We start from the raw sequence: 26,038 nt of genomic DNA on the forward strand, positions 1-26,038 counted from the left end.
GGGTTCTCCGGTCGTCGGTAGTCAGTGGTTAGTGGTCAGTGGTCAGAAAATACGATCAGGTTTCGCTGATTACTGCTTACCACTGCCAAGTGCCAACTGCCAACTGCCAACCGCTGCCAGTTCCCCGCGCAACAGACCGGCATCGCGGGTGGCGCCGATGGCGGCGAGCGCGGTTTGCAGCGTGGTTAATTGTTCAGCAGTAAGCGATGGTGTTGGGATGTTTGAATGCGCGCCGGGGTTGGGATTGGCACCACCAAAGGCACGCGCCCAAAGCCGCACACCGGCGCGTGAGCGTTCGTCATACAGCAGATTCAAAGCGTTTTCCAGCGCGCGTTCAGGTGCGTAGCTGCGACTCTCCCAGGCATATTCGGCGGCGGTCGCCAGCGGCAGGCGCGCGGCGTAAACCGCATTGGGCGGAATGCACAGCCAGCCGAGCGCCTCTTGCGCCAACGCGGTTGCTTCGGCGCGTTTGGCCCCTAGAAACAAACCGCCTTTCGCGTTGCTGGCGAAGCTGCCCCAGACGAGCGGGCGGCGGCCTGTCAGCTTGGTCATTTCCTGCACGCGGGTGCGGGTGTATTCGGGCAGGAAGCTTTCGCTGCCCAGCCAGACCAGCGTGACGGAGGCAGGAAGATTTGCGCCGAGTTCCTGCAAATAGGCGCTCTGTTCGGCGGCGTCCAGCGGATTGGCGGGCACGACCGACAGGCGGCAGGTGGGGCAAGCGGCCTTCAACCATTCGTCAGTGCGCCGCACGAATTGCGCCTGGGCGGCGGCCAGTGTTTTGAAGCGCGCGCGTTCGGCGTCGCGTTGCAACTGTGTGGGCGCATCATCGAACGCGAGTACGAAGTCGTTGATGCCAGTGCTGGCCAGGGCTTTGAGCTTGGCGGTCAGCGCGGCGAAATCTTCTTCGCTGCTGTAATCAAGCGTCGCGCCGGGATTGAGCGCATAAACCAGGCTGACGAAATTCTCACGCGCGACGCGCGCCAGTTCGTCAAAGCGCTCCAGTTCGTGGTTGGGGTATGGCGCGCGCCAGCGGTCGCGCCGCCAGGGATCGAATTGCGCGGCGTATACATAACGATTCATGCGCACGCGGCCCAGGCAGCGCAACCATTCCAGACGTTCGCGCGGCGTCCAGGGCGCGTCGGCAACACGTTCGACCAGGCCGCGCTGTGCGTAATCGGGGGCTTCAGTCAGGTTGACGTCTTGCGCGAGTTGGCCGTTCGCGCCCAGTTGCTCCAACTTGCCGAAGGCGTAAAACGCGCCTGACGCGCTGGGCGCGGTGATTTCGATGCGGCGCGTTTGGCCGTTGCGGCGGCTGCGGATGGCATAGCCTTCTATGTTGGCGGCATTGGCGGGTTGTCCGCTCTGATTGAGTTTGACGGTGACCTCGACGGCCTCGGCGTCGGTTTTGAACACGCGCCAATCCACCGCCTCGAAACGATTGCTGAGGCGTTCATCCAGGTTGCGTCCGTTGGTGAAATCCCAGACGGCGCGCGGAGCGGCGGGTTGCGGCATGAAATTGCCCAAGTGCGCCAGATGCGTGATGACCCGGATGTCAGGCTCGATCAGGTCTGCGGGCGTCAGAGCGTTCAGGCGAATTTGCAGCCGTTGCAACAGGGTGAGTTCAAATTCAGCACGTTCACCGGCAGCCAGCAAGACCGCGTGGATGTTGCGTTTGAACTGTTCGGCAAAGAGCTTTTCGGCGTAAGGCCGCAACTCGCCGAGCGCAAAATTTTCGGCCTGTTCGGTGTCGGTGAGCATCGCGGTCGCGGGTTTGGGTTGGGTGCGCAAAAATTTTTCGAGCGGCGCGCGCACATACAGCGGATAGGCCCAATCGCGCAAATAGCTGCCGAGCAGCAGCGCGATCTGGGTGCGTTCGGTGCGGCGCACACGTTCGAGATTGTCGCGCAGGAATTTGATCGAGAGCAACCAGGCTGTGGTTTGGGTGAGCGCGCGCGTGACGGCCTGGCTATCCGTTGCGGGTGTGGCCGCCGCCGCATAGGCGGTCACGCGGTCGAGCAGTTTACGTTGGCGCAAATTGTTGAGCAGCGCTTCCTGGCTGGCCGCCGCGTGCGACAAATCGAGCACGGCGCAACGCGCGCCCTCAGTGGCAGCCTTTTCCAGCGCATTGGCAAGGGCCGAGGTCACATTGGGCGCGGTTTGCGCAGTATGGACGAAAAGATAAAGGTCGGCGCTCTGGCCTGGCGCTGCTTCGACACCGCCGAGCAGGTTGATTTGCGCGCGGATGGTTTGCTGCAACACGGCGTTCGGTGTGGTGGAAAAGATTGCCGCCACACGGGGCGCGAAGCCGAAACGCCGGTTGAGCAACCGTGTTTGCAACAACGCGGCGGCGCTTTCGACGGTGTCGCCCAGCGCGACGCGCTTTTGCCATTGGCGCGCGGCGATTTGATTCGACAATTCCGGCGCAGCGGGCGCGACTAGCAAAAAATCGAGCAGGTTGGCTTCGACCAATTCAAAGGCCTGCGGTGTGTGTGCGGCGCTGACCGAAGCGTAGATGGGCAGGTTCGGGCGTTGGGCGCGCAGCGCGGTGAGCCAGGTTTTGACGGCCTGCGCCTGGGCATTGCCGAGCAGCGGGTCGAGTGCCAGCAAGACGCCATCCGTTTCGGCGAAATCGAAACCTTGCGCCCAACGCAAGAGCGCGGCGCTGCCCGTCAAGGCCTCCTGCGGCGGCGCATAAAGCTGATGATCGGCCAGCGCCGCCAGTTGTTTGGGCCAGGCCAGCGCGTGCCAGCGCGGGTTGTGCGGGATCAATACGAAATTGCCGGCCAGGTATGCGCGGCGCGCATTACGCAGCACGGGGCGCGTTTGCGGCCAGACATTCGCGGTCGCGAGCCAGAGGCAACTGAGCCATCCCAGCAGCCAGAAATAAAACGGCCAACGAAGGGCCGAACCGTGATGTACTGCTTGTTTCATCAATGCGTTTCGTCGTTCGTTGGCCTGTTTCATGGAGCTCTGCTGGGCGCTTTAGCTTACTGGCGGCAGACGCCCGGCGTTAGGGACGCGGGCGTTTCGGCGGCGTACTGGTAGTGGTGGGCGCGTTCCCGCGCGGACGCACGTTGCGATTGGAATTGGTCGTCGTGGTCGTCGTGGTCGTCGCGGCTTGCCCTTTGACGCGATTGAAATCGTTGCTGTTTTGCGCGCCCTTTTGATCGCTGCCACGCATGTGCTCAGAGATTTCGCGCCGCGTGTTGTCGAGGCGTTCGGTGGCGGGCGGATGACTCGCCAAAATATTGCCCACGGAACCGGCGTTGTTTTGAGTCGCCTCAGCCAGGATGCCGAACATCTCGACCATGCCGCCCGTGTTATAACCGCTGCGTTCGATGTTGTAGAGGCCCAGATAATCGGCCTCGCGTTCGGCCTCGCGGCTGTGTTTCATCAGGAAGCCGCCCGCGATGAGTCCGCCGACGGCTTGTCCCATTTCAGCGCCTTGCTGACCGCCGAAAATTGCACCCGCGATGGTCGCGCCGATGGCAAGCACGCCGAGTTTTTGCGAACGCTTGACGTTCTCCAGTCCGTGCCGCGCGACGATGTGGCCGATCTCGTGGCCAATGACGCTGGCGAGTTGGGCTTCGCTTTTGACCTGATTGATCAGGCCGGTGTGCACGTAAACATAGCCGCCCAGCGTGGCGAAGGCGTTGAGCGAATTGTCTTCAATCACCGAAAAATGCCAGGGGATGTTTGGGCGTTGCGAATCGCGCGCCAGCTTTTGCCCCAGCCGTTCGACATAATCGGCGAGCGGCCCTTGCACCAGCCGGATGGGCTTGGGCTGTTCTTGTGGCTGGCCTTGTTGCGCTTCTTGCTTGGGGGGATTCAGCAGTTGCTGATGCACCTGCGCGCCCAATTTGAGTTCGTCCTCTTCGCTCAGGTAGCCCTGGTTGGAATGGGCTTTGTCGCGAAATTTGTCGTAAACATTGGCTTGCGCCCGCGCCGTCCCCGCCAGCGAAGCCAGCAACCCCAACGCCAGCGCCAGGTACAACGGTCTTTTCCACGCATTCACTTTCATTATACGTTCCTCCAAGAATTCATTCGTTCAGCAGCGCAAGCGCGTGGGGAAGCGTGCGCGCAATGGCGGCCAGGTTTTCGCGCGCGCCGCGCACGCTGCCTGGCACATTGACGATCAGCGTGCGGCCGCGCACGCCACAGACCGCGCGCGAGAGGGCCGCGAGCGGCGTAATTTTCAAACTTTCCTGCCGCATCAATTCCGCCAGTCCGGGTGCTTCGCGTTCGATCACCTCGCGGGTGGCTTCGGGCGTGATGTCGCGCGGGGCGAGGCCCGTGCCGCCCGTGGTGACGATCAAATTCGCCAAACCGTGATCGGCGTAATAGCGCAAGCGCGCGGCAATCTGGGCGCGTTCGTCCGGCAAGATTTCGGTCGCGACAAGCTCGGCGTGCAGGGTTTGCAATTCGGCCACGACGGCGGGGCCGGACAAATCCACGCGTTCACCGCGCGCGGCGGAATCACTAATGGTCAACACGACCGCCTTGATCGTGGTTTGCTTGAGTGCCATACAGGTTCACAAAAGGGAGGGGCAGAGTGTAAGGCTTCGGCGCGGTTGATTCAACGGGGGCTGGCGCTTCATTGCCGCTCGATCAGGTCGGGCTGGCTAAGCGGCGCGTCAGCTTGCAAACTTTCGATCATGCGCCGGGTGACGATAAACAAAGGCGCAGGCAAGGCGTCCAATTTGTACCAACCCCAGCCCTCGCACTTTTCCGGCTCGCACAATTGCGCTTCACCATCTGGGGCTTCACAGACAAAATCCACGTCAATGTAATGGCGTGCGCCGTCGTCACGTGTGAAGAGATAATTGCCGACTGCCAGCAACCGCAGCCCGGTGATTTCCAGCCCCGTTTCCTCGTGCACTTCGCGCCGTGCGGCGGCCTCGAAACTTTCGCCGTATTCGATGTGACCGCCGGGCGCGGCGTAATAGCCCGCCCCGTGCGAACCGCGCCGTTTGCCCAACAACACCTGGCCGTTGCGCATGACCAAAACACCCATGCCTACAAAAGGTCTTTCCATTGTCATCATTACTTGCTGTTAGTGTTTGCCGCGCGCCACGTCAATCACACGCTCATACAGCGTGACGTATTGCGGGATGACGCGCTCGGTATTGAATTGTTCGACCGCGTGCGCGCGCCCGCGTTGGCCGAAACTGCGTTGCTTGGTTTCATCCGTCAGAATCTCGACCGCGCGCTCGGCCAACGTTTGCACATCGCCGACTTCGATCAGATAGCCGCTTTGCCCATCCAGCACGACTTCGGGCAAACCGCCGACGCGCGAGGCGATGACCGGCACTTCGCAGGCCAACGCTTCCAGCGCCGACAGGCCGAACGATTCGGTCTCGCTCGGCAAGAGCAGCAAGTCCGCGACCGACAGGTAATCGGCGATGTTGGGCACCTGGCCGACAAACAATACGCTGTCGGTCAGTCCGTACCGTTGCGCCAAGGCTTCTGCCTCCGCCCGCGTAGGGCCATCGCCGCACATCACCAAACGGGCAGAAAGCCGTGGGTGCAAGCGCGCAAAGGCATGAATGCAATCCGTGATGCGTTTGACCGGGCGGAAGTTCGAGACATGCAAGATCAGCTTTTCATCCCGCGGGGCCAGTTGGCGGCGCAAGCTTTCGTCCGGCCGCCGCTGATAATCGGCGGCGTTGATAAAGTTGGGGATGACTTCGGTCGCGGTGTAGCCAAACGTGCGCGCCGTTTCATCCGCCAGAAAGCCTGAGACGGCGGTGACCGCGTCCGATTGGGCAATCGAAAAGCGCGTGATCGGCAGAAAACTTTTGCGCGCGCCAACCAGCGTGATGTCCGTCCCGTGCAGCGTCGTCACAAAGGGCAAATAGCGTTGCGCCCGATACATCTCGCGCGCCAGATAAGCCGCCGTCGCGTGCGGAATCGCGTAATGCATGTGCAAAACGTCTAGCTTTTGTTCTTCCGCGACTTCGAGAATTTTTGAGGCCAGTGCCAGATCGTAAGGCGGGAACTCAAAGAGCGGATAGTCGAACAAGTCCACCTGATGAAACTGCACGCGGTCATCCAATGGACAGACCCGCGTCGGCAGCGCATAGCTGATGAAATGCACCGTGTGGCCGCGCGCCGCTAATTCGTGCCCCAGTTCAGAGCCGACGATGCCGCTGCCGCCGTAGGTGGGAAAGACTGTAATGCCGATGTTCATTGCAGTGGTCTGTGGTTAGTGGTCAGTGGTCAGTGGTCAGTGGTCAGCGACAGATATACGCCCGACCACTGACCACTTTTCAAGAATACAAGTTCATTTTCCGCGTCAGCAGCGCGACCGGATCGTCCACGTTCAATGCCTCGCGCACGAAAAAAGCTTCGCCATAAGCCGCGCCGATTAACGCGCCAAAGTAGCGGTCGCGCGCGTCCATTTCGCGCAGGAATTGATCGCTGCTGACGCGCGATTGCGGTTCCTTGCTCTTGGCGTTGAAAAATTGCGAGGTGTGGGCGCGGATGGCTTCCCACTTGCGCGTGAAGGTGGCGCTGATGTCTACGATAAAGGTCGGCGCGACGGTGCGGGGGAGAAGGAAATAGGCGACACAGTTCGGTCGCCAGCGTTCGAGCTTTGGTTTGGCGTCGTATTTCGCCAAGCCCGCCAGATGGGCGGCTTCGCGCACCAGTTGCGCGGTGTGGGCATGGTCAGGGTGCGGGTCATCCCAGTATTGCGTCAACACCAGACGCGGACGCCAGCGGCGCAACACGCGCACCAGTTTCGTGCGTGACTCTTCGTTGACCCAAATGTGCGCATCGCCCAAATCCAGGTTTTCGCGCATGGAAAGCCCCAGCAATTGTGCCGCGCGGGCTGCTTCAAAAGCGCGGATTTCCGGGGTGCCGCGTGTGCTCGCTTCGCCGCGCGTCAGATCGAGGACGCCGGTTTTATAACCCTGCTGCGCCAGTTTGATGAGCGTTCCTCCGGCGGACAATTCCACATCGTCGGGATGTGCCGCGATGGCTAGGACATCGAGTTGTGTCTGGCCGCTAACATTCATCGCGCGCGCAGGGTAGCACAGACGGTGCGTTTGGGCAGCCGGGCCAGGGGCGAATACTTGCGTTGACGCGCATGGAGTCTCGGCTATAAGCTAGCGCCGTGAACATCATCGGGCGCTTCACAATTCTACTTTTGGCGGTGGCTTTATTCAGCCACCTGAGCGTGGCGCTCTTGCCGTATGGCGGGGCAGCCGACGCCTGTGAGTCGGATTGTTGTGCGAGCGCGCACCAGATGGCGCAGATGGCCAATACGCCAGCCATCGCCGCCGGGTTATGCTGCGTGCTTGATTGTCCGCCGGATGCAGAAGTTTTGCCACTGGTTACGCTCAGCAATCCAGTTCCACAGCCGCTGTCAGGCTTGCTCAGCGCAGCGCCGCCAGCGCAGTTTTCAATTTCACCATACACAAGAACTCCCCGCACGCCACCGCGCTATTTACGGGATGCCTCCAGCCGCTACCTGAAAACCGGCGCACTCCTGATTTAAGGGGCGGAGTGTGTCCACTTTCCACTAACGCAACCACCAATCAGTTTTTCAGAATGGTTCGCTGAAGTTTGTTTGGCAGGCGCTGATGGCCGGTTGACAGAGTGTTTTGAGCTTTGCTCAGCACCTGCCATTGGGCCATGCCATTGGACATAGTTGCCAGCTATTCTGATGAGGAAAATCCATGCAGACAAAATCCGTCACGCTACTTTTTCTGAGTGTGCTGGCCTTCGCCGCCGCCTGTCGTACCGGTTCACCAACGGGCGAACAAACCATCAAATCCACCAAAGTGGGCGAGCTGACCGTTACCCTCGCCAACTCGACCGGCCAGGTTACTCATGGCGAGAATGATCTGACACTTTCGTTTACCGATGCCTCCGGCAAATTGGTAGACGTCGGCGCGGCCTCGCTCAGCTTCCACATGGCCGGGATGGGTTCGATGGCTGAGATGAATGACCGCGCCACGCTCACCACCACCGACACGCCCGGCAAATACCGCGCGCATATCAAAGTCGAAATGGGGGGCACCTGGGAAGCCCAAATCGCTTATCAAGGCCCGCAAGGCACCGGCAAGGCGAGCATGAACGTGCAGACGAAATGAGACCATCGCAGTCAGTGGTTAGTAGTCAGTAGTCGGTAGAAGAGGTCTCAACGGACATCGGTTACCGGCTACTGACTACCGGCTACTGACTACTGACTACTGACTACTGACTACTGACTACTGACTACTGACTACTGACTACTGACTACCATGATTAACCGCATCATTGAATTTTCGCTGAAGAATCGCTTCATCGTCGTGGCGGCGTATGTGCTGCTGGCGGGCTGGGGGTATTGGGCGCTGCTGCACACGCCGATTGATGCGATTCCCGATTTGTCGGACAACCAGGTCATCGTCTTCACCGACTGGGTAGGCCGTTCGCCGCAAGAGGTCGAAGACCAGGTGACTTATCCGCTCTCGACGGCATTGCAGGGATTGCCGGGCGTGCGCGCGGTGCGCGGGCAATCGGCGTTCGGGTTCTCGATGATCAATGTGATCTTTGAGGATGCGATTGATTTGTACTGGGCGCGCACGCGCGTGCTGGAACGTCTGAACCTGATCACCGCGCAATTGCCGACAGGGGCCGCGCCGACGCTGGGGCCGGATGCTTCGGGCGTCGGGCAGATTTTCTGGTACACGTTGGAAGGAGCGGGGCAAAGCCTGCGCGATTTGCGTTCATTGCAGGATTGGTTCGTGCGCTACCAACTCAACTCGGTGCCCGGCGTGGCCGAGGTCGCTTCGGTCGGCGGGCACGTCCAGCAATACCAAATTGACGTAGACCCGAACCGGCTGCGCGCCTATGCGATTCCGTTCTCGATGGTGGCCGAAGCCGTGCGGCGCAGCAACTCCAATGTCGGCGGCAACGTGATCGAACAGAACGGCCAGTGGTCGGTCGTGCGCGGCGTCGGGCTGATCGAATCCACTGGCGACATTGAGAACATCGTGATCGGTTCATCTTCCGGTGAAAGAGGCGGCACGCCCGTGTACGTGCGCAACGTCGCGGCGGTCAAACTCGGCAATGCTTTCCGCGTCGGCGTGCTCGACCGCGATGGCAAAGAGGCGGTGGGCGGCGTGGTCATTGCGCGCTACGGCGTCAATGCGCTCGAAGTCATCAACGGCGTCAAAGAAAAGCTCAAAGCCATCGAAGCCGGACTGCCGCACGGCGTGCGCATCGTGCCGTTTTATGACCGGACGGAATTGATCCTGCGCGCGACCGAAACGCTCAAACGCGCGCTGATCGAAGAGTTATTGCTGGTCACGCTGGCGCACATCATTTTCCTTTTCCATTTTCGCTCCATCCTGATCGTCACGATCCCGTTGCCACTGGCCGTGCTGGTGTCTTTCCTGTTTATGCGTTACCTCGGCATCAGTTCGAATCTGATGTCGCTGGCCGGGATTGCGATTGCGATTGGCGTGCTGGTTGATGCGGGCATCGTCGTGACCGAAAACGCCTTTCGCCAAATCGAAAAGAAAGGCGTCGCGCCCACAGACCGGCGGCGCGTTTGGGTGACGGTGCTCGAAGCGACCCAACTGGTGGGCCGCCCGATCTTCTTTTCGATGACGATCATCATCCTGGCGTTCATCCCTGTCTTTGCGCTGACGGGCCGCGAGGGGAAGCTGTTTCATCCGCTGGCCTTCACCAAAACCTTTGCGATGGCGGGCGCGACGCTCATCGCGATCACGCTGGTGCCCGTGCTTTGCACCTTGTTGCTGGGCGGAAAGTTTCACGCCGAAGACGACAATCTGGTGATGCGCGCTTTGCACAAGCTCTATCGCCCGGCGCTGCGGTTCGCGCTGGCGCATCGCGCGCTGACGCTTTTGCTGGCGGCGGTGCTGTTCGCGGGCGCGCTTTATCGGGCCACACACATCGGCAGCGAATTCATGCCGGAACTTAACGAAGGCGAAGCGATGTACATGCCGATCACCGATCCGGCGATTTCAATAGACGAGGCGTTGCGCGTGATGCAGATGCAGGATCGCACGCTCAAATCCTTTCCCGAAGTCGCCTGGGTAGTCGGCAAGGCGGGCCGCGCCGAAACCTCGACCGATCCCGCGCCGGTGAACATGAACGAAACCCTCGTCCATCTGAAACCGCCCGCCGAATGGCGGCCCGGCATGACGCGCGAAAAACTGATCGCCGAGATGGACGCGAAACTCACCATGCCCGGCGTCCAAAACATCTGGACGCAGCCCATCATCAACCGCATCGAGATGCTGACCACCGGCATCCGCACCGAGGTCGGCGTCAAAATTTACGGCAGCAATTTGCAGGAGTTGGAACGGCTTTCAAACGAAGCCGCCGCCGCGCTACGCACCGTGCCGGGCGCGGGCAACGTCTCGCCCGAACCGCTGACCGGCGCGCCTTACGTTGACATCAAACTCGACCGGCAGGCGGCGGCGCGTTACGGCATCGGCGTGCAGGCGATTCAGGAGGTCATTGATATGGGCATCGGCGAAAGCAATTTGACCGTGACCATCGAGGGGCGCAAACGGTTCCCGGTGCGCGTGCGTTACGCGCCGCAATACCGCACGACGCCTGAATCGCTGGGGCAATTGCTGGTGTCCGCGCCGAACGGGATGCAGATTCCGCTCGCGCAATTGGCGACGATTCGTTCGACGCAGGGCGCTTCGATGATCGCCAGCGAGAACGGGCTGTTGCGCGGGACGGTGCTGCTCAACGTGCGCGGGCGCGACGTGGGCAGCTTTGTCGAAGAGGCCAAACCGCTGCTCATCAACCGCGTGCCGTTGCCGCCGGGTTATTACTTTGAATGGAGCGGGCAATATGAAAACCAGCAACGCGCCCGCGCCCGGTTGCAACTGGTCTTGCCGCTCGTGCTGGTCGTGATTTTTGTGCTGCTCTATTTGACCTACAACTCATTTATTGAAGCCGCGCACGTCTTGCTGGCCGTGCCGTTTGCGCTGACGGGTGGCGTCTATTTGGTCGCGGCGCTCGGCTACAACTTTTCGGTGGCGGTCTGGGTCGGCTTCATCGCGCTGTTCGGCACGGCGGTGCAAACGGGCATGGTGATGGTGATTTATTTGAATGAAGCGGTCGAACGCAAACGGGCCGAACTGGGCGGCCTGACGCACGACACCTTGCAACAGGCGGTGATGGAAGGCGCGGTCTTGCGCCTGCGGCCAAAGGTCATGACCGTCTCGACCGTCGTCGCGGGGTTGTTGCCGATTATGTGGAGTCACAGCGCGGGCGCGGAGGTGATGAAACCGCTCGCCGCGCCGGTATTGGGCGGCATGGTTTCGTCGTTGTTGCACGTGCTGATCGTCACGCCGGTGATCTTTTCGTGGCTGCACGAGCGCAAGCTCAAAAGGGAGGCAGTCAAGGCGACGGTCAATGAACAACTATCCGACACTGGCAATGAGCCGGTGGCAATTGATGATGGTCAGGGATGAAGCAGTGGCGAAGCCTCAGACGTGGAGACCCGCTCCCGGCTGGACGGCTTCAAAGACTAACAACCTACTCAACTTTAAGGAGATATAAAGATGAAGAACAAAATTGCATTTCCGAGCCTGATCGCAGCGCTCTTGCTAATGACCTTGGCAGTCTGGGCGCACGACCCGGTGAAACTTTCCGGCTACCTGGTAGACACGGCATGCGCGGCAGATCACGTCAAAGACAGTGCGGAAGCCGCGACTAAGTTTGCCGCTGAGCATACCAAGTCCTGCGGACTGATGGAGGAGTGCGTCAAGAGCGGCTACGGCGTCTTCAGCGACGGGAAGTGGTATCCCTTCGATGACAAAGGAAACCAATTGGCTAAAGCGATCCTCGACAAAACCCAGCGGACGGATCACATCAAGATCACCGTCGAAGGCATGAAGCACGACGGAAAAATTCTCGTGCAGAAGATGACTGCGGAGTGAATAGCTCGTCCAGGCAAGGCGGAAGGGGTTGGTTAAGCACACTAGCCCTTTCGCGCTGCGCTTATTCCCAGAGTCAGAATTCAAACTTAGGAGAAAAACCATGAAGCACAAAACAACCAAAGTACTGGGCGGGGCGCTGCTGCTTGCCGCCCTCACGCTCTCAACCGCCGCCTTCGGCGAATGGCAGGCGAGCGGCAAGGCAAACCCATACGCCAACCGCACGCCAGCGCCGCCCGCACAAACAACGCCGCAAGACGGCGTGCAGACTGCGACCATCGAAGTCACGGGCAAGGGCTTTGAGCCAGCCAGCCTAAAGCTGCAAGTGGGCACACCGGCCAAAGTGACGTTCACCAGAAAGACGGACGAGACCTGCGCCAAAGAGGTCGTCATCAAGGATTACAACCTCAAGCGCGCGCTGCCGCTCGATGAAGCGGTGACGCTCGAATTCACGCCGCGCAAAGGCGAATTCAGCTTTGCCTGCGGGATGAACATGCTCAAGGGCAAACTGATCGTGGAATGAACCGCGTGGGCTGCGACATCTCTCAACGACCGGCATTGACCGGCTATGACCGAATTTCAACAACCAACCAAAGGGGAAGTTATGAACACAAAGATCGAAGCAATTTCAATGAGCCTGCTGCTCGCATTGTCACTGGGCGTTTTCAGCCTCGTGGCGGCGGCGCAGGACAAGCCGGGGCAGATGGATAAGATGGACGGGATGAAGATGGGCCAGATGAAGATGAAGCCGAAGATGGAGATGGTGATCGGCAAAAAGGGCATTCTCAACTTCACTTCGTCATTCCACGCGGGCGACACCGTGCTGAAGTCAGGCACGTATCAGGTGCAGCACGTCGAGGAAGGCAGCGATCATCACATCATCGTGTTGAAAGAAGTGCCGTCAGGCCAGGGCTTCCGCGGCGGCAATACGATGGCGGGCAAAGAGGCCGCCCGGCTGCACTGCAAATTCGAGCCGTCGGAAAAGAAGTGGAGCAACACGACGGTAATGCTGCGCACCAACGACAAAGGCGAAAAGGAAATCGCCGAGATTCACGTCGCGGGCGAAAAGTTCGTGCATAAGCTGTAAGCGCTGCGGCCTGAAATCACCAACCGCGCGGCTGCCCTGGCACTGAGTCCGAGCAGCCGCGCGGGAATAGCAGGCTGCGGCCTGCGCTCAGTTTGCCAATAGGAGTAGTTATGAAAAGGCAATTCTGTGGATTTTGTCGAAGCACCTTTTTGTCTGCGCTGACTCTGATTGCCTTGCTGTCCAGTGCGTCTCAGAGCGCATTGGCACAGCAGCAATTGAAGGCAACCGCCTTCGCCCCGCCAGCCGCGCAAAAAGACAATGCCAGCCGCATCACCATCAGCACCGAGTTGGTTTCGTTCACCGTGACCGTCACAGACAATCAGGGGTGTCACGTAACCGGACTCGACCGCCGGGCCTTTGCGGTCTACGAAGATAACGTGCGGCAGGAGCTTAACTTTTTTAGCGACCGTGACGCGCCTGCTTCGGTCGGCGTGGTCTTCGATGTCTCCGGCTCGATGCGCGGGGAGAAGGTCATTTTCGCCAGAGAAGCACTCGCGCGCTTTATTCAAACCAGCCATCCCGAAGACGAATACTCGCTCATCAGCTTCAATGATTCTGCCAGGTTGCTGTTCGACCGCACGCGTGACGGCGAGGCGCTGCTCGCGCAGTTCGGCAGCGTTCATCCACAGGGCAACACGGCGCTCTACGACGGCGTTGCCCTCGGCCTCGAGGCGCTCGCGCACGGTCGTTATGCGAAGCGGGCGCTGATCGTCATCAGCGACGGCGAAGACAATCGCTCGCGCTCCACTTTCAATCAGGTTAGGCGGAAGTTACAGGAATCGGGCGTAACGATCTACACCATCCTGATTGGCTCGCCGCCGCCCCACAGCAATGGCGGAATCGTAATGGGTCAACTGGCCGCAGCTTCCGGCGGGAAATCTTTCTCTCCGGGCGATGGTGAAGCGCTGAGCGAAGCCTTCGAGCAGATCGCGCTGGAACTGCGCCATCAATACTCCCTCGGCTACACGCCGACGAACGTCACTGACGACGGCCAATGGCGTCGCCTCAAAATCATCGTTACGCCGCCCGCTGAATCGCCGCGCTTGATTGTGCGCAGCCGTAAAGGTTACTACGCAGCCGCCAGTCTGGCTGAGCGCGCTGAATCGGCCAGTGGCGCTGACATTGCTGCTCAGCCAAGTGCCGCAAGTGCCGGTAGAGGGTCAGAGTGTTGTCAGTGTCCTTGTGAATGTTGCCCCGCCGCTATTGCACGCGATCAGCAATCTCAGGTGCTACGCTCCGAAGCCGAAGGGTGTCAGTGTTGAGCCGGTGACGATTGCCGAAGGAGAGAAGGAGAGTTTTTGATGAAGCGAAAAAACTGTTTTAGATTGTCCGCAGCTTTGCTCTGGCTGAATTGTGCCGCCGCGCTTGCCCTGGGGCAAGTTGCGAGTGTGCCAGTGGAATCGGCGCCCGCGCCCGCCAGCGCTGCGCCGATCTCTGTCTACGCGCGGCTGATTGATCCGGCGAAGGGCATGACAGCGGATGATTTGGTGCGCTATGCCTTGGAACACAACGGCGAGTTGCTGGCCGCGCGCAGGATGATTGCCGAGGCGCAGGGGCGTTTGCGGCAAGCCGGTTTGAAAGCCAATCCGATGCTGGAAACCAGCGGCAAACAGGCCGTGACCACGCCGGACAACAACCAGATGTTCAGCGTCGAACTGCCGCTGGAATTGGGCGGACGGCGGCAGGCGCGCGTGCTTGTCGGTCAGCGCGAAGTCGAAATGCGGCAGGCCGAAGTCCGCGATTTCGAACGCAAGCTGGCCGCCGAAGTGCGGATGAAATACGCCGACGCCATTGCCACAGCGCGCAAGCTGAAATTGACCGAAGAGTTATTGGAATCCACCCGCAACTCGCATCAACTCGTGCAGGCGCGCGTCGAACACGGCAAGAGCGCCGTGTTGGAAAAGAACGAAGTTTGGGTCGAACTCAATCGCGCCGACGCGGCTCGCCTCAATGTCGAGAGCAAAGCCGAAATCGCTTTGCTGGAATTGAAAAAAGTCATCGGCGCGCCGCCGGAAGAGCAGTTGGAACTGCGCGGCGAATTCGCTGCTGTTCAGCCTGCGCCCGCTGCTGCCGAACTGTTAAAACAGGCATTGGCGATGCGGCCTGATTTGATGACCTTGCGCGCGGCGGAACGTCTGGCCGAGGCGCAGATTGAGCAGGTGCGGCGCGAAGGGCGCATTGAGGCCAGCGTATTTGCGGGCTATGAGCGGATGAGCAACGGCTACGATGTGCTGGGCTTTAACGAAGCGGGCCGCTTGACGCCGGTCAATGCGGTCTTTCATTACGCGACCTTTGGCGTGCGCTTTACGCTGCCGACCAGAAACAAGAATCAGGGGATGATCGAAGCGGCAGTCGCGGCGGCGGAGGCGGCACGGCACCGGCGCGAATTCGCCGAACTGGTCGTGCGTAATGAAGTGGCTTCCGTCACGGCCCGGCTCGAAAGGGCACGTGCGGCGCTGGCTGTCTATCGCGAGCGCGTGCTGGCCCCGGCGCAACAGAATTTGGACGTCGTGCAAAAGACTTACACGCTCGGCTACAAAACGGCGCTGGATTACCTGACCGAGCAGCGCCGCTACATCGAGGTTGAGAACGATTACACCGAAGCGCTTAAGGAATACTTGGAAGCCTTGGCCGAACTGGATCGCGTCGCGGGCGTGACGCTACGAGAGGAGAAGCAATGAAACAGCAACGTTGGTTGTGGATTGTCGTAACGGTTTTTGTATTGGCGGCTGCGGCTGGCGGATTCTGGTTCTGGCGCGGCAAGAGTTCAAGCAGTGTGGCCGGGCGTCCGGTGCCGACGCCGGATTTTGACGTGGCCGCTACGCCCGCGCATGAAACCTCGGTGGCGCGCCCGGATGATATGTTGATTAGCTTGCCGCCGGAAAAACTAGCCAACGCCAGCTTCAAAATCGAAGCCGTGCAACCCGCAATGGCTGCGCCGACTAGCGGCGGCTTGCGCGCGGTGGGCACGGTGCAATCCAACCCGTACAAAGAAACGCCCGTGATGCCGATTGCGGGTGGCATCGTGCGCGCCGTCAACGTGACGCTGGGCGAACAAGTCACGCCAGGCCAAACGCTGGCGACCCTGTTCAGCACGGAACTCTCCGAAGCGCAGACGGCTTATCTGAAAGTCCAGGCTGAGATCGAAAAGCATCACAAACATTTTCGCCGTGCCGCCGATCTGGTCGAACTGGGCGCGATCAGCCGTGAGGAATACGAGGACACGCAGTCGCAATACAAGACCGAGCAGGCCGAATTGGGCGCGGCACGGCAACGGTTGGTGCTCTATGGGCTGACGGCCAAGCAGATTGATGCGTTGCAATCCGGCGCGGAAGCGAGCGCGTTGATTACGATCACCGCGCCCGTTTCCGGCCTCGTGCTCAACCGTCTCGTCAACCCCGGTGAAGTGGTCAACATGGGCAAAGAACTGTTCCGCTTGGCCGACCTTTCGACGGTCTGGGTGATCGGCCAGGTTTACGAACAGGATTTGGCTCGTGTGCGTGTCGGGACGGCGGCGGCAATCACGGCGGCGGCCTATCCGCAACGCCGCTTTACCGGGCGTGTCTCATATATTGACCCGCGCATCGAACCGCAAACCCGCACGGCGCAGGTGCGCATCGAGGTCGGCAACGCCGGGCAGCCGCTCAAATTGGGCATGTTCGTTGATGTAAATTTTGGCGGCGACGTGCCAACCAGGACAGAGGCAAACGCGGCGGTGAGCGTTCCGCAATCCGCTGTGCAATTGATCGGCACGAAGCCGGTGGTGTTCGTTGCCACGGCAGAGGCGGGCGGCTTTGCCCAACGTGCGGTTCAGGCTGGCCCGGCGGTGAATGGCGTCGTGCCGGTCTTCGATGGTCTTAGTCTCAACGACCGCGTGGTGACGGAAGGCAGTTTTTTGCTGCGCGCGGAAAGCTTGAAACTCGATCCGGCCCAGACGCGCGAGGCTGCGCCGGAACAGCGTGCGCGGGCTGACCAGCACAAGGCAGCGCCAGCAGACAAGGCGGCCACGGCGGCGGAAATCCAAACGGCCACGGTCGTTTTGAATGAGAAAGGTTACCAGCCGGGCACCCTGCGGTTACGTCCCGGCATCCGAGCGCGCGTCACGTTCCTGCGCAAAGTCGAGGCGACCTGCGGCACCGAAATCGTGCTGGCGGATTACGGCATCAAACGCGCACTGCCTTTGGGCCAGCCGGTGACCATCGAATTCACGCCGGCCAAACCCGGCGAATTCAAATTTTCGTGCGGGATGGATATGTTGCAGGGCAGCATTGTGGTGAAGTGATCCGGCTGCGTTTTTTATGAGTGGAGCTTACGAAGGACGTTGCCACAGAGGCACAGAGACACCGAGAAAAGACTTTGAGACCAGCGCACTATTTTCCCCTCTGTGCCTCTGTGCCTCTGTGGCAATGCCTTCCAAAGCTTTTGCGCTTTAATGAAAAGTCTACGAGAGGCAAGTTGAGTGGATGGAAAAACGAAGCGGTTTGGCTTATGCTGACGCCGCTTTTTGAGCGCCCACAAGGCGTTTGGGTTTGCTGCCACTTGCGGATCCCCGCTTTCCCAAGCTTCCCCTGACCCAAGCTTCCCCTGAATTGATGCGCCCGACCGAGCAAGTCAACCAAACATGATCCCGCATTTCCGGAGGAATTATTTCAGTGCAATCCACTGCCAAAGCGAAAGCCGCCAAATCGGCTGAGTCCGTCAAGTTTGCCGCGTTAGATCAGCGCGAAATCAGCGCCGTCACGCCGAGTTGGCTGTTACGTTACGCCGTTGTGGTGTGCGGCGCGTCGGTGATGGTGGTGGAAATTTTAGGCTCGCGCATCTTGGCCCCCACCTTCGGCACGACGCTGCACGTCTGGAGCGCGTTGATCACGGTGACGCTGGCGGCGCTGGCGCTGGGTTATTCCTTTGGCGGACGGCTGGCCGACGACAAACCTGGATTGCGCACCTTGATGATCGTGATCGGGATTTCGGCGGGGACGCTGTTGCTGTCTGACCTGCTCACCGCGCCCGTCTTGCGTTTTGCCTATGGCGGCGGAATGGTTATCGGGACGTTTGTGGCCGCTGTCTTGCTCTTTCTGCCGACGCTGTTTTTGCTAGGGATGGTTTCGCCGATGGCCGTGCGCGCGGCAGCCGATCAGAACCATTTGGGCCAGAGCGTGGGGAACCTGTATGCGCTCTCGACGGTCGGTTCGGTCGCGGGCAGTTTGGCCGTGTCGTTATTGCTGATTCCGCGGCTCAACGTGCACACAGCGGTGATTTTGACGGCGGTGGCGCTGGGCAGCGTGCCGCTGTGGTATTTGCTGAGCGGCGCGAAAAAACAAATGGGCGTTTTGCTGTTGATGGGCCTGGCGCTGGGCGGTGTTGCCACCAAAGTCCTGGGCGAAGACGCCGACCGCACGATCTATTACAAGGGCCGCCCCTTTCCGGTCACGGCGCGCGAACCGTCGTCGTATGGCGATCTGGTCGTGAGCGATCATCAGGGTACCAAGTATTTATTTCTGAATGGCGTGCAGCAGGGTTCGTTGCGTGGTGACAATTCGGGCGCGCGTTATGCCTATGGTTTGGAGCGGCTGGCGACGGTCAACGGGGTGCCCAAAAACATGCTGGTCTGGGGCCTGGGCGCGGGCGTCTATGCGCGCAAGATGGCCGAGGCAGGCACGCAGGTCACGGTGCTCGAGATTGACCCGGCTTCGGAAAAAATCGCGCGCGAACATTTTGGCTTGCCAGCATCAGTCAAAGTCATCATCGGCGACGCGCGGACAGAGACGTTGCGGCTGAATGAAAAATACGAAGTCATCGTGCTGGACGCCTTCAGCGGCGACACGCCGCCCTTTCACCTGTTGACCAAAGAAGCGTTTGAAAGTTTGCGCACACGCCTCGCGCCCAACGGCTTGATCCTCGCCAACATCGTCGGCGCGGCACAGGGCGAAGGCTCGCGCGTCGTGGCCTCGGTGGTCAAAACGCTGGCGGCGACGTTTGGGAACGTGAGCGTCTTTGCGCCCAATCGCAAACTGGATGCGCGCGACGATCCCAACTATGTTTCGACCATGTTCCTGGTCACAGGCGCATTGCCCGCCCAGGCGGCGGCGTTCCCGTTACCGGTGCCGAAGGAAATGCAAAGTTATTTAGACAGCGTGCTCACGGCGCGCATCAACGATGTGACGCAAGAGGGCGCGGTGCTGTTGACCGATGCTTACGCGCCGTTAGAGGCGTGGTCAGACGCGGCGGTCAGAGCGATGCGTTAAAGCAGGCAGAACTTACGCAAGGATTTGCCACAGAGGCACGGAGACACAGAGGAAGACCGCGATCTGCGGCAGAACTGTAACAAAGCTCTGTGGCTCTGTGGCTCTGTGGCTCTGTGGCTCTGTGGCTCTGTGGCTCTGTGGCTGATTTGGTTGTGTTCAAGGTGCCCCGAAATAAAACGATTGCTTGCGGCCCAATCGCCCTCGCGCGGTTGGGTGCGAACTGGAAGGGTTGGCGAATGAAAAGAACACGTTTTTCATCTTTGTTATTGCTGGTGACTTGTTTGGTGCTGGTGGGTGGCTTCCTGGGCGACATGCGTTCGACCGCGCATTCCAGCGCGTCTTATAGCGCCGTGCCTGCCGCCGCGTTGAACAAGCTGGCGCCCTGGGTGCTGGCGCATTCGACGCAGGGCGCTGAGATCGAATTTCTGGTCGTGCTCAAAGACCAAGCCGATTTGAGCGGCGCGGCGCAGCAGACGACCAAACTGGAAAAAGGCCGCTTTGTGCGTGAGACGCTGTGGGCCAAGGCGCAGACGGCACAGGCGCCGTTGGTTGGCTGGTTGAAAGAGCGCAACCTGTCTTACCGGTCGTTTTACATCATCAATGCGCTGTGGGTGAAAGGCACGCGGGCCGTGGCGGTTGAAATCGCCGCTCGCCCCGAAGTCGCCCGCGTCGAAGGCAATCCCTTGTTAAGCGGCCTCAGTCCCATCGAACGCGAAGCCCAACCTGATGACAATCAGCGGCTAATGGCTGAGTTGAGTGTCGAACCTGGTGTCAGCGCGATTCGCGCGACCGAGTTGTGGGCTTTGGGGTTCAACGGGCAAGGCATCGTCGTTGGCGGACAGGACACCGGCGTGGAATGGACGCATCCGACCTTGCGGCTGCGCTATCGCGGCTCGGCCAGTCCGGTGGTCAGTCACGATTACAACTGGCACGATTCGGTGCACACGGGCGGTGGCGCTTGCGGCCCTGATTCACCCATGCCTTGCGACGATCACAATCACGGCACGCACACCTTGGGAACCACCGTCGGTACGGATGGCGACGCCAATCAAATCGGCGTCGCACCGGGCGCGCAATTCGTGGCCTGCCGCAATATGGATCGCGGCAACGGCACGCCCGCGACCTATCTGGAATGCTTTGAATTCATGCTCGCGCCCTATCCGGTCAATGGCACTCCTGCGCAAGGCGATCCGAGCAAGGCGCCTGATTTGACGGTGAATTCGTGGACGTGCCCGGCGTCGGAAGGCTGCGCGCCCGATACGTTGCGGCTAGCCGTCGAGGCGCAACGCGCGGCGGGCATTTTCACCGTCGTTTCCGCCGGGAATAGCGGCCCCAGTTGCGCGACGATCAGCGAACCGCCGGGCCATTACGCGGCGGTTTATTCGGTGGGCGCGTTTGATGCGCGGACGGGCATCATCGCCAATTTCAGCAGCCGTGGCCCGATCCTGGTGGATAACAGCGGGCGCGGCAAACCGGACATCGCCGCGCCCGGCGTGGCGGTGCGTTCGGCGATTCGGGGCGGCCTTTACGCCAGCTTCAATGGGACTTCGATGGCTGGGCCGCACGTGGCGGGCGCGATTGCCGTGTTATGGTCGGCGCGGCCTGAGTTGAAAAATCAATTGGCCTTGACCGAGGGTTTGCTGAACGAATCCGCCGTGCGCGTGGACGCGAACACTTGCGGCGGCAACGGCGCGCAAAACAATGTGTATGGTAATGGGCGGTTGGATGTGAAAGCCGCCTATGATCTGGCGCTGGCCGATGTCTCGCCTTTGTCCGACACGATCAGCTTTCGCGGTGGCAACGGGAAAATCCAAGTCAAAGCCCTACCCGATCTGAAATGGCGCGCCGTCAGTAACACGCCGTGGATCACGTTCACCGGCAGCAGCGCAAATTTCACGGGCAGTGACAACGCGCAATTCACGGTGGCCGAAAACAACAGCCCTGAGCCGCGCAGCGGGATGATTTTGGTCGCGGGCCGCCCGATCACGATTACGCAATCGGGCACGGCGCCTTTCGCCGTGGCCGGGCGCGTCGTGGCGCAAGACGGCACGCCCGTGGCGCGCGCGACGATCTTGTTCACCCACGTCAAAGATGGCGCACCGGGGCCGGCTTCCGTCCTTACCGACGACGAGGGGCGTTGGAGCCGGGCCGGTTTTGAACCGGGCGTGACGTACCGCGTGCGTCCGTCCAAGGGCCGCCAGTCGTTCGAGCCGAATGCGCTTGATTTTGCCGCGCCGGTGACGAACCTCAATTTCACCGCCATCAATCGCCGCATCATCTTCGGCGCGCAGTAGCCGTGATGATTTGCTGAAATGGAAACCGTGCTGACGACTTCGCCGCCACTGGCCGCCCAATTCATACGGCGCGGCGAAGTCGTCGCCTTTCCGACCGAGACTGTCTATGGTCTCGGCGCCAATGTTTTTGACGAAGCGGCCATCCGCAAAATTTTCCAGGCCAAAGGCCGCCCGACCGACAACCCGCTCATCGCCCACGTCGCCAATCTGGCACAGCTTCAAACGCTAACCACGCACTTGCCCGCAAACGCCGCGCAACTCATCGCCGCCTTTTTCCCCGGCCCGCTGACACTGGTGTTGCCCAAACATCCGGATGTATCGTTGCTGGCGACAGCCGGTTTGCCAACCATCGGCGTGCGCATGCCGCGTCACGCGCTGGCACTCGAATTCATCACCGCCTGCGGGGTGCCGCTGGTCGCGCCCTCGGCCAATCTTTCTGGCCGGCCCAGCCCTACGACCTGGCAAGCCGTGCAAGCCGATTTGGACGGGCGTATCGCCTGCATCCTGCAAGGTGAGCAGGCCGAAGTGGGGCTGGAATCCACGGTCGTAGATTGCACGGGCAATGCGCCGGTTGTTTTGCGCGCCGGGGCCTTGACGTTGGAACAATTGCAAACCGTGCTTCCCGCCAGCCGTTTGGCGAGTCAGCACGACGTTGCCGTGCCGAAAAGCCCCGGACTGAAATATCGGCATTATTCGCCGCAGGCGCGCGTCGTGCTGATTGATAACGTGGCCGGGCTGAGCGCCAGCTTGGCCGCAGCGTTTATTGGCTTAAACGCGCCGCCCCGCAGGGACGAATTTCGCTGCCTTAAGCTTTGCGCCAACGTGGCCGAATATGCGCACGAGGTATTCAGCTTTTTTCGGGTTTGCGATGCAGCGGGCGTGCGGGAAATTTATTGTGAGGTCGTCGAAGAGCGCGGCTTGGGGCTGGCCTTAATGGATCGCCTCAAACGCGCGGCCCAGAATGTGGCGCCAGCTTAGGCCAAAAAAATAACCCTTGGCCTGGCGCAAGGGTTATCTCAATTTCAGTTTTATGGCGGCTCTGCCTTACCACTGCAAGACCATCAAGATCCATAACAGCGGCAAGTAAATGACCGAAGCTTTCAGCAACCGCAAGGCATTCTCGCGGGTCAATTCCTGAGCCGCTGCAAAACTTGCGCGCAGCAAGTAAACGCCCAGCAGCAAGGCGCCCGCCAAATAAACAGGCCCGGAAAGACGCAACAACGTCGGCAACAAGCTGATCGGCAGCAACGCCAGCGAATAACCCACAATCTCGCGCGCCACGGCTTTGCCATCCGGGCTGACCACGGGCAGCATGCGAATACCCGCCTGCGCATAATCATCGCGATATAACGTGGCAATGGCGTGAAAATGCGGAAATTGCCAGAGGAAAAGAATGCCGAACAGCACCAGCGTTTCGACGCCAACCGCATTGCGCGCCGCCGTCCAGCCCAACACCGGCGGCAAGGCACCGGGGAAGGCTCCGATGAACGTGCACCACGTCGTGCGCGTCTTGAGCGGCGTGTAAAGGAAAAGGTAGCTCGCAAATGCCGCCAAGCCCCAATACGCCGTGAGCGGGTTAATGAAATAGGCCAGATAGATTTCGGCCAGCAGGGAGATAGCCAGTCCAAACCAGAGCGCTTTGACCGGCGCGATCAGGCCCGCCGGTAAAGGCCGTCCTTGCGTGCGCGGCATCCGCGCGTCCAACGCGCGTTCCCAGTATTGATTCAGCGTGGAGGTGCCGCTGACCAACAGGCCGACACCCAAAGCGACGTGCAGCAGACCGGTCACGTTGACCGCGCTGACCGAACCGAGTGTATAACCAGCCAGGGCGGAGAGCGTGACCAAAAACGTAATGCGCGGCTTGGTCAGCGCGCAATATGCAGAGAGCTTGCCACTCCAACGCGGCGCGGGCGCTTGACGCAGCTTCGCCGGAACCGCAGCCGGTTCGACCCCGAACTCCACACCAGCAGGCGTGGCGGGCGTTAATACTTCCATTACACAACCTTTCAAGATGATGAAAAATGAAGGTGACAGCACTTAAGTCGCGGCCAAGATAGCAAAGCGGTTGTGCTTTTCCAAACGGCGTGTTCAGGCCACGGGCGCTGGCTTGGCCTGAAGTAGGGCAGGCGGCAACTTGAAGCGTGCGGATTGTTGACTTGACAGTCTTTGCGGCGGCTCCCTATACTCCGCGACTTGCAAACGCCCGGTCAGTCTCGTCTGTGGCGCACATCATTAAGTTCTGAAGAGAGTTTTCAAGGAGAGTTTCGAGTTATGCCGAATCATAAGTCTGCTGAAAAGCGCGACCGCCAGAATGCGCGCCGCAATGTCATCAATACCGCCAGCCGCACGCGCTTGCGTTCCAATATCAAAAAGATTCGCACGGCCCTGGCCGCCGGCAAGAAAGACGAAGCCCAGGCCTTGCTGCCCGCCATCGTTTCTGTGATTGACAAGTCAGTGCAAAAAGGCGTCCTGCACAAGAACGCCGCCGCCCGGCACAAAGCGCGCCTGACCGGCCACGTCAACGCATTGCTGGCCAAGTAAGAGCCGCAGCGCACAAGACATTCAGACCACAGTGAAGTTCGCCAACAGCCTGATTCGCAGCGGCGGGTCAGGCTGTTGCTTTGTACAGTACCGCGCGCGTGAGCAAGCGGAGCGTGTTGGTTGTCTCAACCGGTTTAGAGCTGAAGCTTCCGCTTGCGCGCGCGCGCGGTACCGCATTCAATTCAGTTGCGCCCGGCGTTGTTTCAAACCGGCGATTTTCTCTTTGATTTTTGCCGCGTCTTTGGCGTCCGGCGCGCGTCGCAGGTAGGTTTCCAGGTCGGCCAGCGCGGGGGTCAAGCGTTCCAGCGCGGCATAAATCAAGCCGCGATCCCGCACTTCATTGAGCGCGTCGGGTGTGATGAGCAGGGCGCGTTCGATCACGCCGAGCGTTTTGTGGTGATCGGCGGCGCGGGCGTAAATGCCTTTCAGGTTTTGCAGCATGCGCGTGAGGATTTGTTTTTTGCTGACGGCGGTTAGGAACGAGCGTTCAAAGACGACGCTGCCCTGGTACATCTGCAAGACCATCTGGAAGCAATCCGCTTCTGACAAGAGCCGCCCGCCGTGAAAGGGGTCAAGCAAGATTTCATCGTCTTCAGCCTGATACTTGACCAGGAAATGGCCGGGCATGCCGACGCCCAACACGCGCAGTCCCAGGCGGCGCGCCACTTCCATGTAAACCACTGAAAGCGTGATCGGAATGCCGCTGCGCCGTTCGAGCACATCACTGAGAAAGCTGTTGCGCGCGTCGAAATAATTTTCGGTATTGCCGCGAAAGCCCAATTCGTCAAAAAGCACATCGTTTAGCCGCAAGAGCCGGGTGATGGGCGAGGCATGGGTGTCATCATTGCTGCGCGCCCGGGCCGCGAAATCGTCGAGTTGGGCCAGGTAAGGTTCAAGTTCCAGTTGCGGATATTCTTCCGCCGCGAGCAGCAACGCGGCGCGGTCAAGTTCCAGTTCGTCTTCGTTGCGCGCCACTTGCAGGGCGAATTGCGCGCGGGCTTCTGTGGTTTTCATGGCGGGCGAAGTTTAACACAACGCCCTGGCTGTGCAGTCGCCACAGGTTTGCTCTTCACTTTCAATGGTGCTCAGCACAAAATGCCGAATCGTTATGACAGGACTCACTACACAGCAATTACAGGCGTATGACCGCGACGGCTTTCTGGTGCTGGAAGGTTTTGCCAGCCGCGCCGCGTGCGAACGGTTGCGCGCCCGCGCCCGGCAACTGGTGGCGGATTTTGATCCAGCCGGCGTCATTTCGATCTTTTCGACGCGCGAACAGACGCGTACCAGCGACGAATACTTTTTGACCTCCGGCGATCAAGTGCGCTTTTTCTTTGAGGAAGAAGCCTTTGACGCCGCGGGCCAGTTGCGTCAAAGCAAAGAGCATTCAATCAACAAAATCGGCCACGCGCTGCACGACCTCGATCCCGTGTTTGCTGAATTTTCGCGGCAACCTGGGTTGGCTGCGGTTGCGCGCGACTTGGGTTACCAACAGCCGTTGTTGCTCCAATCAATGTATATCTTCAAACAGCCCAACATCGGCGGCGAAGTCGTTTGTCATCAGGATGCGACGTTCCTCTATACCGAACCGCTCAGCGTGACCGGTTTCTGGTTCGCGCTCGAAGACGCGACGCAAGCGAACGGCTGTCTGTGGGCGCTGCCGGGCGGGCACAAACTGGGATTGAAAAAACGCTTCGGACGCGACGGCCAGAGTGGAACCAAGTTTGAAGCTTTGGATGACACCCCCTTCCCGCCAGACGGCTTGGCGCCGTTGGAAGCGCCTCAGGGTACGCTGATTATCTTGCACGGCTTATTGCCGCATCTGAGCTATACGAACCGTTCGCCGCATTCGCGCCACGCCTACACGCTGCATTTGGTGGACGGCGCGTGTGCTTATCCGGCGGACAACTGGTTGCAACGCGCGCCTGCTTTCCCGGCGCGCGGGTTTTGAATAAGACG

The 26,038-nt window shown here is 60.2% G+C and carries 21 protein-coding genes; 13 read left to right on the forward strand and 8 right to left on the reverse strand.

What is annotated here, in order from left to right; translation table 11 throughout:
• Positions 1-69: 69 nt before the first annotated feature.
• The 6 genes from HY011_03915 to bshB1 form a co-directional block, all read right to left on the reverse strand.
• Positions 70-2,931: a DUF4127 family protein gene (locus tag HY011_03915; protein MBI3422059.1), complete on the reverse strand. Its 2,862-nt coding sequence runs from the start codon at positions 2,929-2,931 to the stop codon at positions 70-72.
• A gap of 79 nt (positions 2,932-3,010) precedes the next feature.
• Positions 3,011-4,021: a M48 family metalloprotease gene (locus HY011_03920; GenBank protein MBI3422060.1), complete on the reverse strand. Its 1,011-nt coding sequence runs from the start codon at positions 4,019-4,021 to the stop codon at positions 3,011-3,013.
• 19 nt (positions 4,022-4,040) lie between these two features.
• Positions 4,041-4,526, reverse strand: coding sequence for a MogA/MoaB family molybdenum cofactor biosynthesis protein (locus HY011_03925; GenBank protein ID MBI3422061.1), 486 nt, complete (start codon positions 4,524-4,526; stop codon positions 4,041-4,043).
• A gap of 68 nt (positions 4,527-4,594) precedes the next feature.
• Positions 4,595-5,035: an NUDIX domain-containing protein gene (locus HY011_03930; protein ID MBI3422062.1), complete on the reverse strand. Its 441-nt coding sequence runs from the start codon at positions 5,033-5,035 to the stop codon at positions 4,595-4,597.
• An 18-nt stretch (positions 5,036-5,053) separates the two neighbouring features.
• Positions 5,054-6,190, reverse strand: a complete 1,137-nt coding sequence (bshA, locus tag HY011_03935; protein MBI3422063.1) for an N-acetyl-alpha-D-glucosaminyl L-malate synthase BshA — start codon at positions 6,188-6,190, stop codon at positions 5,054-5,056.
• Positions 6,191-6,269: 79 nt separating this feature from the next.
• Positions 6,270-7,019: a bacillithiol biosynthesis deacetylase BshB1 gene (bshB1, locus tag HY011_03940; protein ID MBI3422064.1), complete on the reverse strand. Its 750-nt coding sequence runs from the start codon at positions 7,017-7,019 to the stop codon at positions 6,270-6,272.
• A gap of 663 nt (positions 7,020-7,682) precedes the next feature.
• Between bshB1 and HY011_03945 the strand changes: the two genes are divergently transcribed.
• The 11 genes from HY011_03945 to HY011_03995 all read left to right on the forward strand — a co-directional run bounded on the left by HY011_03945 (position 7,683) and on the right by HY011_03995 (position 22,516).
• Positions 7,683-8,099, forward strand: coding sequence for a FixH family protein (locus HY011_03945; GenBank protein MBI3422065.1), 417 nt, complete (start codon positions 7,683-7,685; stop codon positions 8,097-8,099).
• Between the two features lie 150 nt (positions 8,100-8,249).
• A complete protein-coding gene (locus HY011_03950; GenBank protein MBI3422066.1) occupies positions 8,250-11,447 on the forward strand; it encodes an efflux RND transporter permease subunit in 3,198 nt (1,065 codons plus the stop codon).
• Between the two features lie 90 nt (positions 11,448-11,537).
• Positions 11,538-11,915 (forward strand): hypothetical protein, encoded by a 378-nt coding sequence (locus HY011_03955; GenBank protein MBI3422067.1) that lies wholly within the window; start codon positions 11,538-11,540, stop codon positions 11,913-11,915.
• Between the two features lie 100 nt (positions 11,916-12,015).
• The gene (locus HY011_03960; protein ID MBI3422068.1) at positions 12,016-12,435 is read left to right on the forward strand and encodes a cupredoxin domain-containing protein; all 420 of its coding nucleotides are present in this window, start codon (positions 12,016-12,018) and stop codon (positions 12,433-12,435) included.
• Between the two features lie 81 nt (positions 12,436-12,516).
• Positions 12,517-12,999, forward strand: coding sequence for a hypothetical protein (locus tag HY011_03965; protein MBI3422069.1), 483 nt, complete (start codon positions 12,517-12,519; stop codon positions 12,997-12,999).
• Between the two features lie 215 nt (positions 13,000-13,214).
• The gene (locus tag HY011_03970; GenBank protein ID MBI3422070.1) at positions 13,215-14,261 is read left to right on the forward strand and encodes a VWA domain-containing protein; all 1,047 of its coding nucleotides are present in this window, start codon (positions 13,215-13,217) and stop codon (positions 14,259-14,261) included.
• A gap of 39 nt (positions 14,262-14,300) precedes the next feature.
• The gene (locus HY011_03975; GenBank protein MBI3422071.1) at positions 14,301-15,680 is read left to right on the forward strand and encodes a TolC family protein; all 1,380 of its coding nucleotides are present in this window, start codon (positions 14,301-14,303) and stop codon (positions 15,678-15,680) included.
• The gene (locus HY011_03980) at positions 15,677-17,281 is read left to right on the forward strand and encodes an efflux RND transporter periplasmic adaptor subunit (GenBank protein MBI3422072.1); all 1,605 of its coding nucleotides are present in this window, start codon (positions 15,677-15,679) and stop codon (positions 17,279-17,281) included. The genes HY011_03975 and HY011_03980 overlap by 4 nt, the downstream gene beginning before the upstream one ends.
• A gap of 370 nt (positions 17,282-17,651) precedes the next feature.
• Positions 17,652-19,244 (forward strand): fused MFS/spermidine synthase, encoded by a 1,593-nt coding sequence (locus tag HY011_03985; GenBank protein MBI3422073.1) that lies wholly within the window; start codon positions 17,652-17,654, stop codon positions 19,242-19,244.
• Positions 19,245-19,480: 236 nt separating this feature from the next.
• Positions 19,481-21,538 (forward strand): S8 family serine peptidase, encoded by a 2,058-nt coding sequence (locus HY011_03990; protein MBI3422074.1) that lies wholly within the window; start codon positions 19,481-19,483, stop codon positions 21,536-21,538.
• 18 nt (positions 21,539-21,556) lie between these two features.
• Positions 21,557-22,516 (forward strand): threonylcarbamoyl-AMP synthase, encoded by a 960-nt coding sequence (locus HY011_03995; protein MBI3422075.1) that lies wholly within the window; start codon positions 21,557-21,559, stop codon positions 22,514-22,516.
• A 66-nt stretch (positions 22,517-22,582) separates the two neighbouring features.
• Here the strand turns inward: HY011_03995 and cyoE are convergent, their stop codons facing one another.
• The gene (gene cyoE, locus HY011_04000) at positions 22,583-23,533 is read right to left on the reverse strand and encodes a protoheme IX farnesyltransferase (GenBank protein ID MBI3422076.1); all 951 of its coding nucleotides are present in this window, start codon (positions 23,531-23,533) and stop codon (positions 22,583-22,585) included.
• Positions 23,534-23,809: 276 nt separating this feature from the next.
• On the opposite strand from cyoE, the gene rpsT reads away from it, so the two are divergent.
• Positions 23,810-24,079 (forward strand): 30S ribosomal protein S20, encoded by a 270-nt coding sequence (rpsT, locus tag HY011_04005; GenBank protein MBI3422077.1) that lies wholly within the window; start codon positions 23,810-23,812, stop codon positions 24,077-24,079.
• 177 nt (positions 24,080-24,256) lie between these two features.
• Here rpsT and HY011_04010 read toward each other — a convergent pair whose 3' ends face one another.
• On the reverse strand, positions 24,257-25,093 hold the full coding sequence (locus HY011_04010; protein ID MBI3422078.1) for a transglutaminase family protein: 837 nt from the start codon (positions 25,091-25,093) through the stop codon (positions 24,257-24,259).
• A 94-nt stretch (positions 25,094-25,187) separates the two neighbouring features.
• Here HY011_04010 and HY011_04015 point away from each other — a divergent pair, with 94 nt between their 5' ends.
• Entirely contained in the window at positions 25,188-26,030 is an 843-nt protein-coding gene (locus tag HY011_04015) for a phytanoyl-CoA dioxygenase family protein (GenBank protein MBI3422079.1), read from the forward strand.
• The last annotated feature ends 8 nt before the right edge of the window (positions 26,031-26,038 follow it).

This window comes from Acidobacteriota bacterium (assembly GCA_016196035.1).
GTDB lineage: Bacteria > Acidobacteriota > Blastocatellia > RBC074 > RBC074 > JACPYM01.

Excerpts from the sequence above, each read along its gene's own strand:
- HY011_03915 (MBI3422059.1), bottom strand. The coding sequence starts at position 2,931 with ATGAAACAAGCAGTACATCACGGTTCGGCCCTTCGTTGGCCGTTTTAT.
- HY011_03920 (MBI3422060.1), bottom strand. The coding sequence starts at position 4,021 with ATGAAAGTGAATGCGTGGAAAAGACCGTTGTACCTGGCGCTGGCGTTG.
- HY011_03925 (MBI3422061.1), bottom strand. The coding sequence starts at position 4,526 with ATGGCACTCAAGCAAACCACGATCAAGGCGGTCGTGTTGACCATTAGT.
- HY011_03930 (MBI3422062.1), bottom strand. The coding sequence starts at position 5,035 with ATGGAAAGACCTTTTGTAGGCATGGGTGTTTTGGTCATGCGCAACGGC.
- bshA (MBI3422063.1), bottom strand. The coding sequence starts at position 6,190 with ATGAACATCGGCATTACAGTCTTTCCCACCTACGGCGGCAGCGGCATC.
- bshB1 (MBI3422064.1), bottom strand. The coding sequence starts at position 7,019 with ATGAATGTTAGCGGCCAGACACAACTCGATGTCCTAGCCATCGCGGCA.
- HY011_03945 (MBI3422065.1), top strand. The coding sequence starts at position 7,683 with ATGCAGACAAAATCCGTCACGCTACTTTTTCTGAGTGTGCTGGCCTTC.
- HY011_03950 (MBI3422066.1), top strand. The coding sequence starts at position 8,250 with ATGATTAACCGCATCATTGAATTTTCGCTGAAGAATCGCTTCATCGTC.
- HY011_03955 (MBI3422067.1), top strand. The coding sequence starts at position 11,538 with ATGAAGAACAAAATTGCATTTCCGAGCCTGATCGCAGCGCTCTTGCTA.
- HY011_03960 (MBI3422068.1), top strand. The coding sequence starts at position 12,016 with ATGAAGCACAAAACAACCAAAGTACTGGGCGGGGCGCTGCTGCTTGCC.
- HY011_03965 (MBI3422069.1), top strand. The coding sequence starts at position 12,517 with ATGAACACAAAGATCGAAGCAATTTCAATGAGCCTGCTGCTCGCATTG.
- HY011_03975 (MBI3422071.1), top strand. The coding sequence starts at position 14,301 with ATGAAGCGAAAAAACTGTTTTAGATTGTCCGCAGCTTTGCTCTGGCTG.
- HY011_03980 (MBI3422072.1), top strand. The coding sequence starts at position 15,677 with ATGAAACAGCAACGTTGGTTGTGGATTGTCGTAACGGTTTTTGTATTG.
- HY011_03990 (MBI3422074.1), top strand. The coding sequence starts at position 19,481 with ATGAAAAGAACACGTTTTTCATCTTTGTTATTGCTGGTGACTTGTTTG.
- HY011_03995 (MBI3422075.1), top strand. The coding sequence starts at position 21,557 with ATGGAAACCGTGCTGACGACTTCGCCGCCACTGGCCGCCCAATTCATA.
- cyoE (MBI3422076.1), bottom strand. The coding sequence starts at position 23,533 with ATGGAAGTATTAACGCCCGCCACGCCTGCTGGTGTGGAGTTCGGGGTC.
- rpsT (MBI3422077.1), top strand. The coding sequence starts at position 23,810 with ATGCCGAATCATAAGTCTGCTGAAAAGCGCGACCGCCAGAATGCGCGC.
- HY011_04010 (MBI3422078.1), bottom strand. The coding sequence starts at position 25,093 with ATGAAAACCACAGAAGCCCGCGCGCAATTCGCCCTGCAAGTGGCGCGC.
- HY011_04015 (MBI3422079.1), top strand. The coding sequence starts at position 25,188 with ATGACAGGACTCACTACACAGCAATTACAGGCGTATGACCGCGACGGC.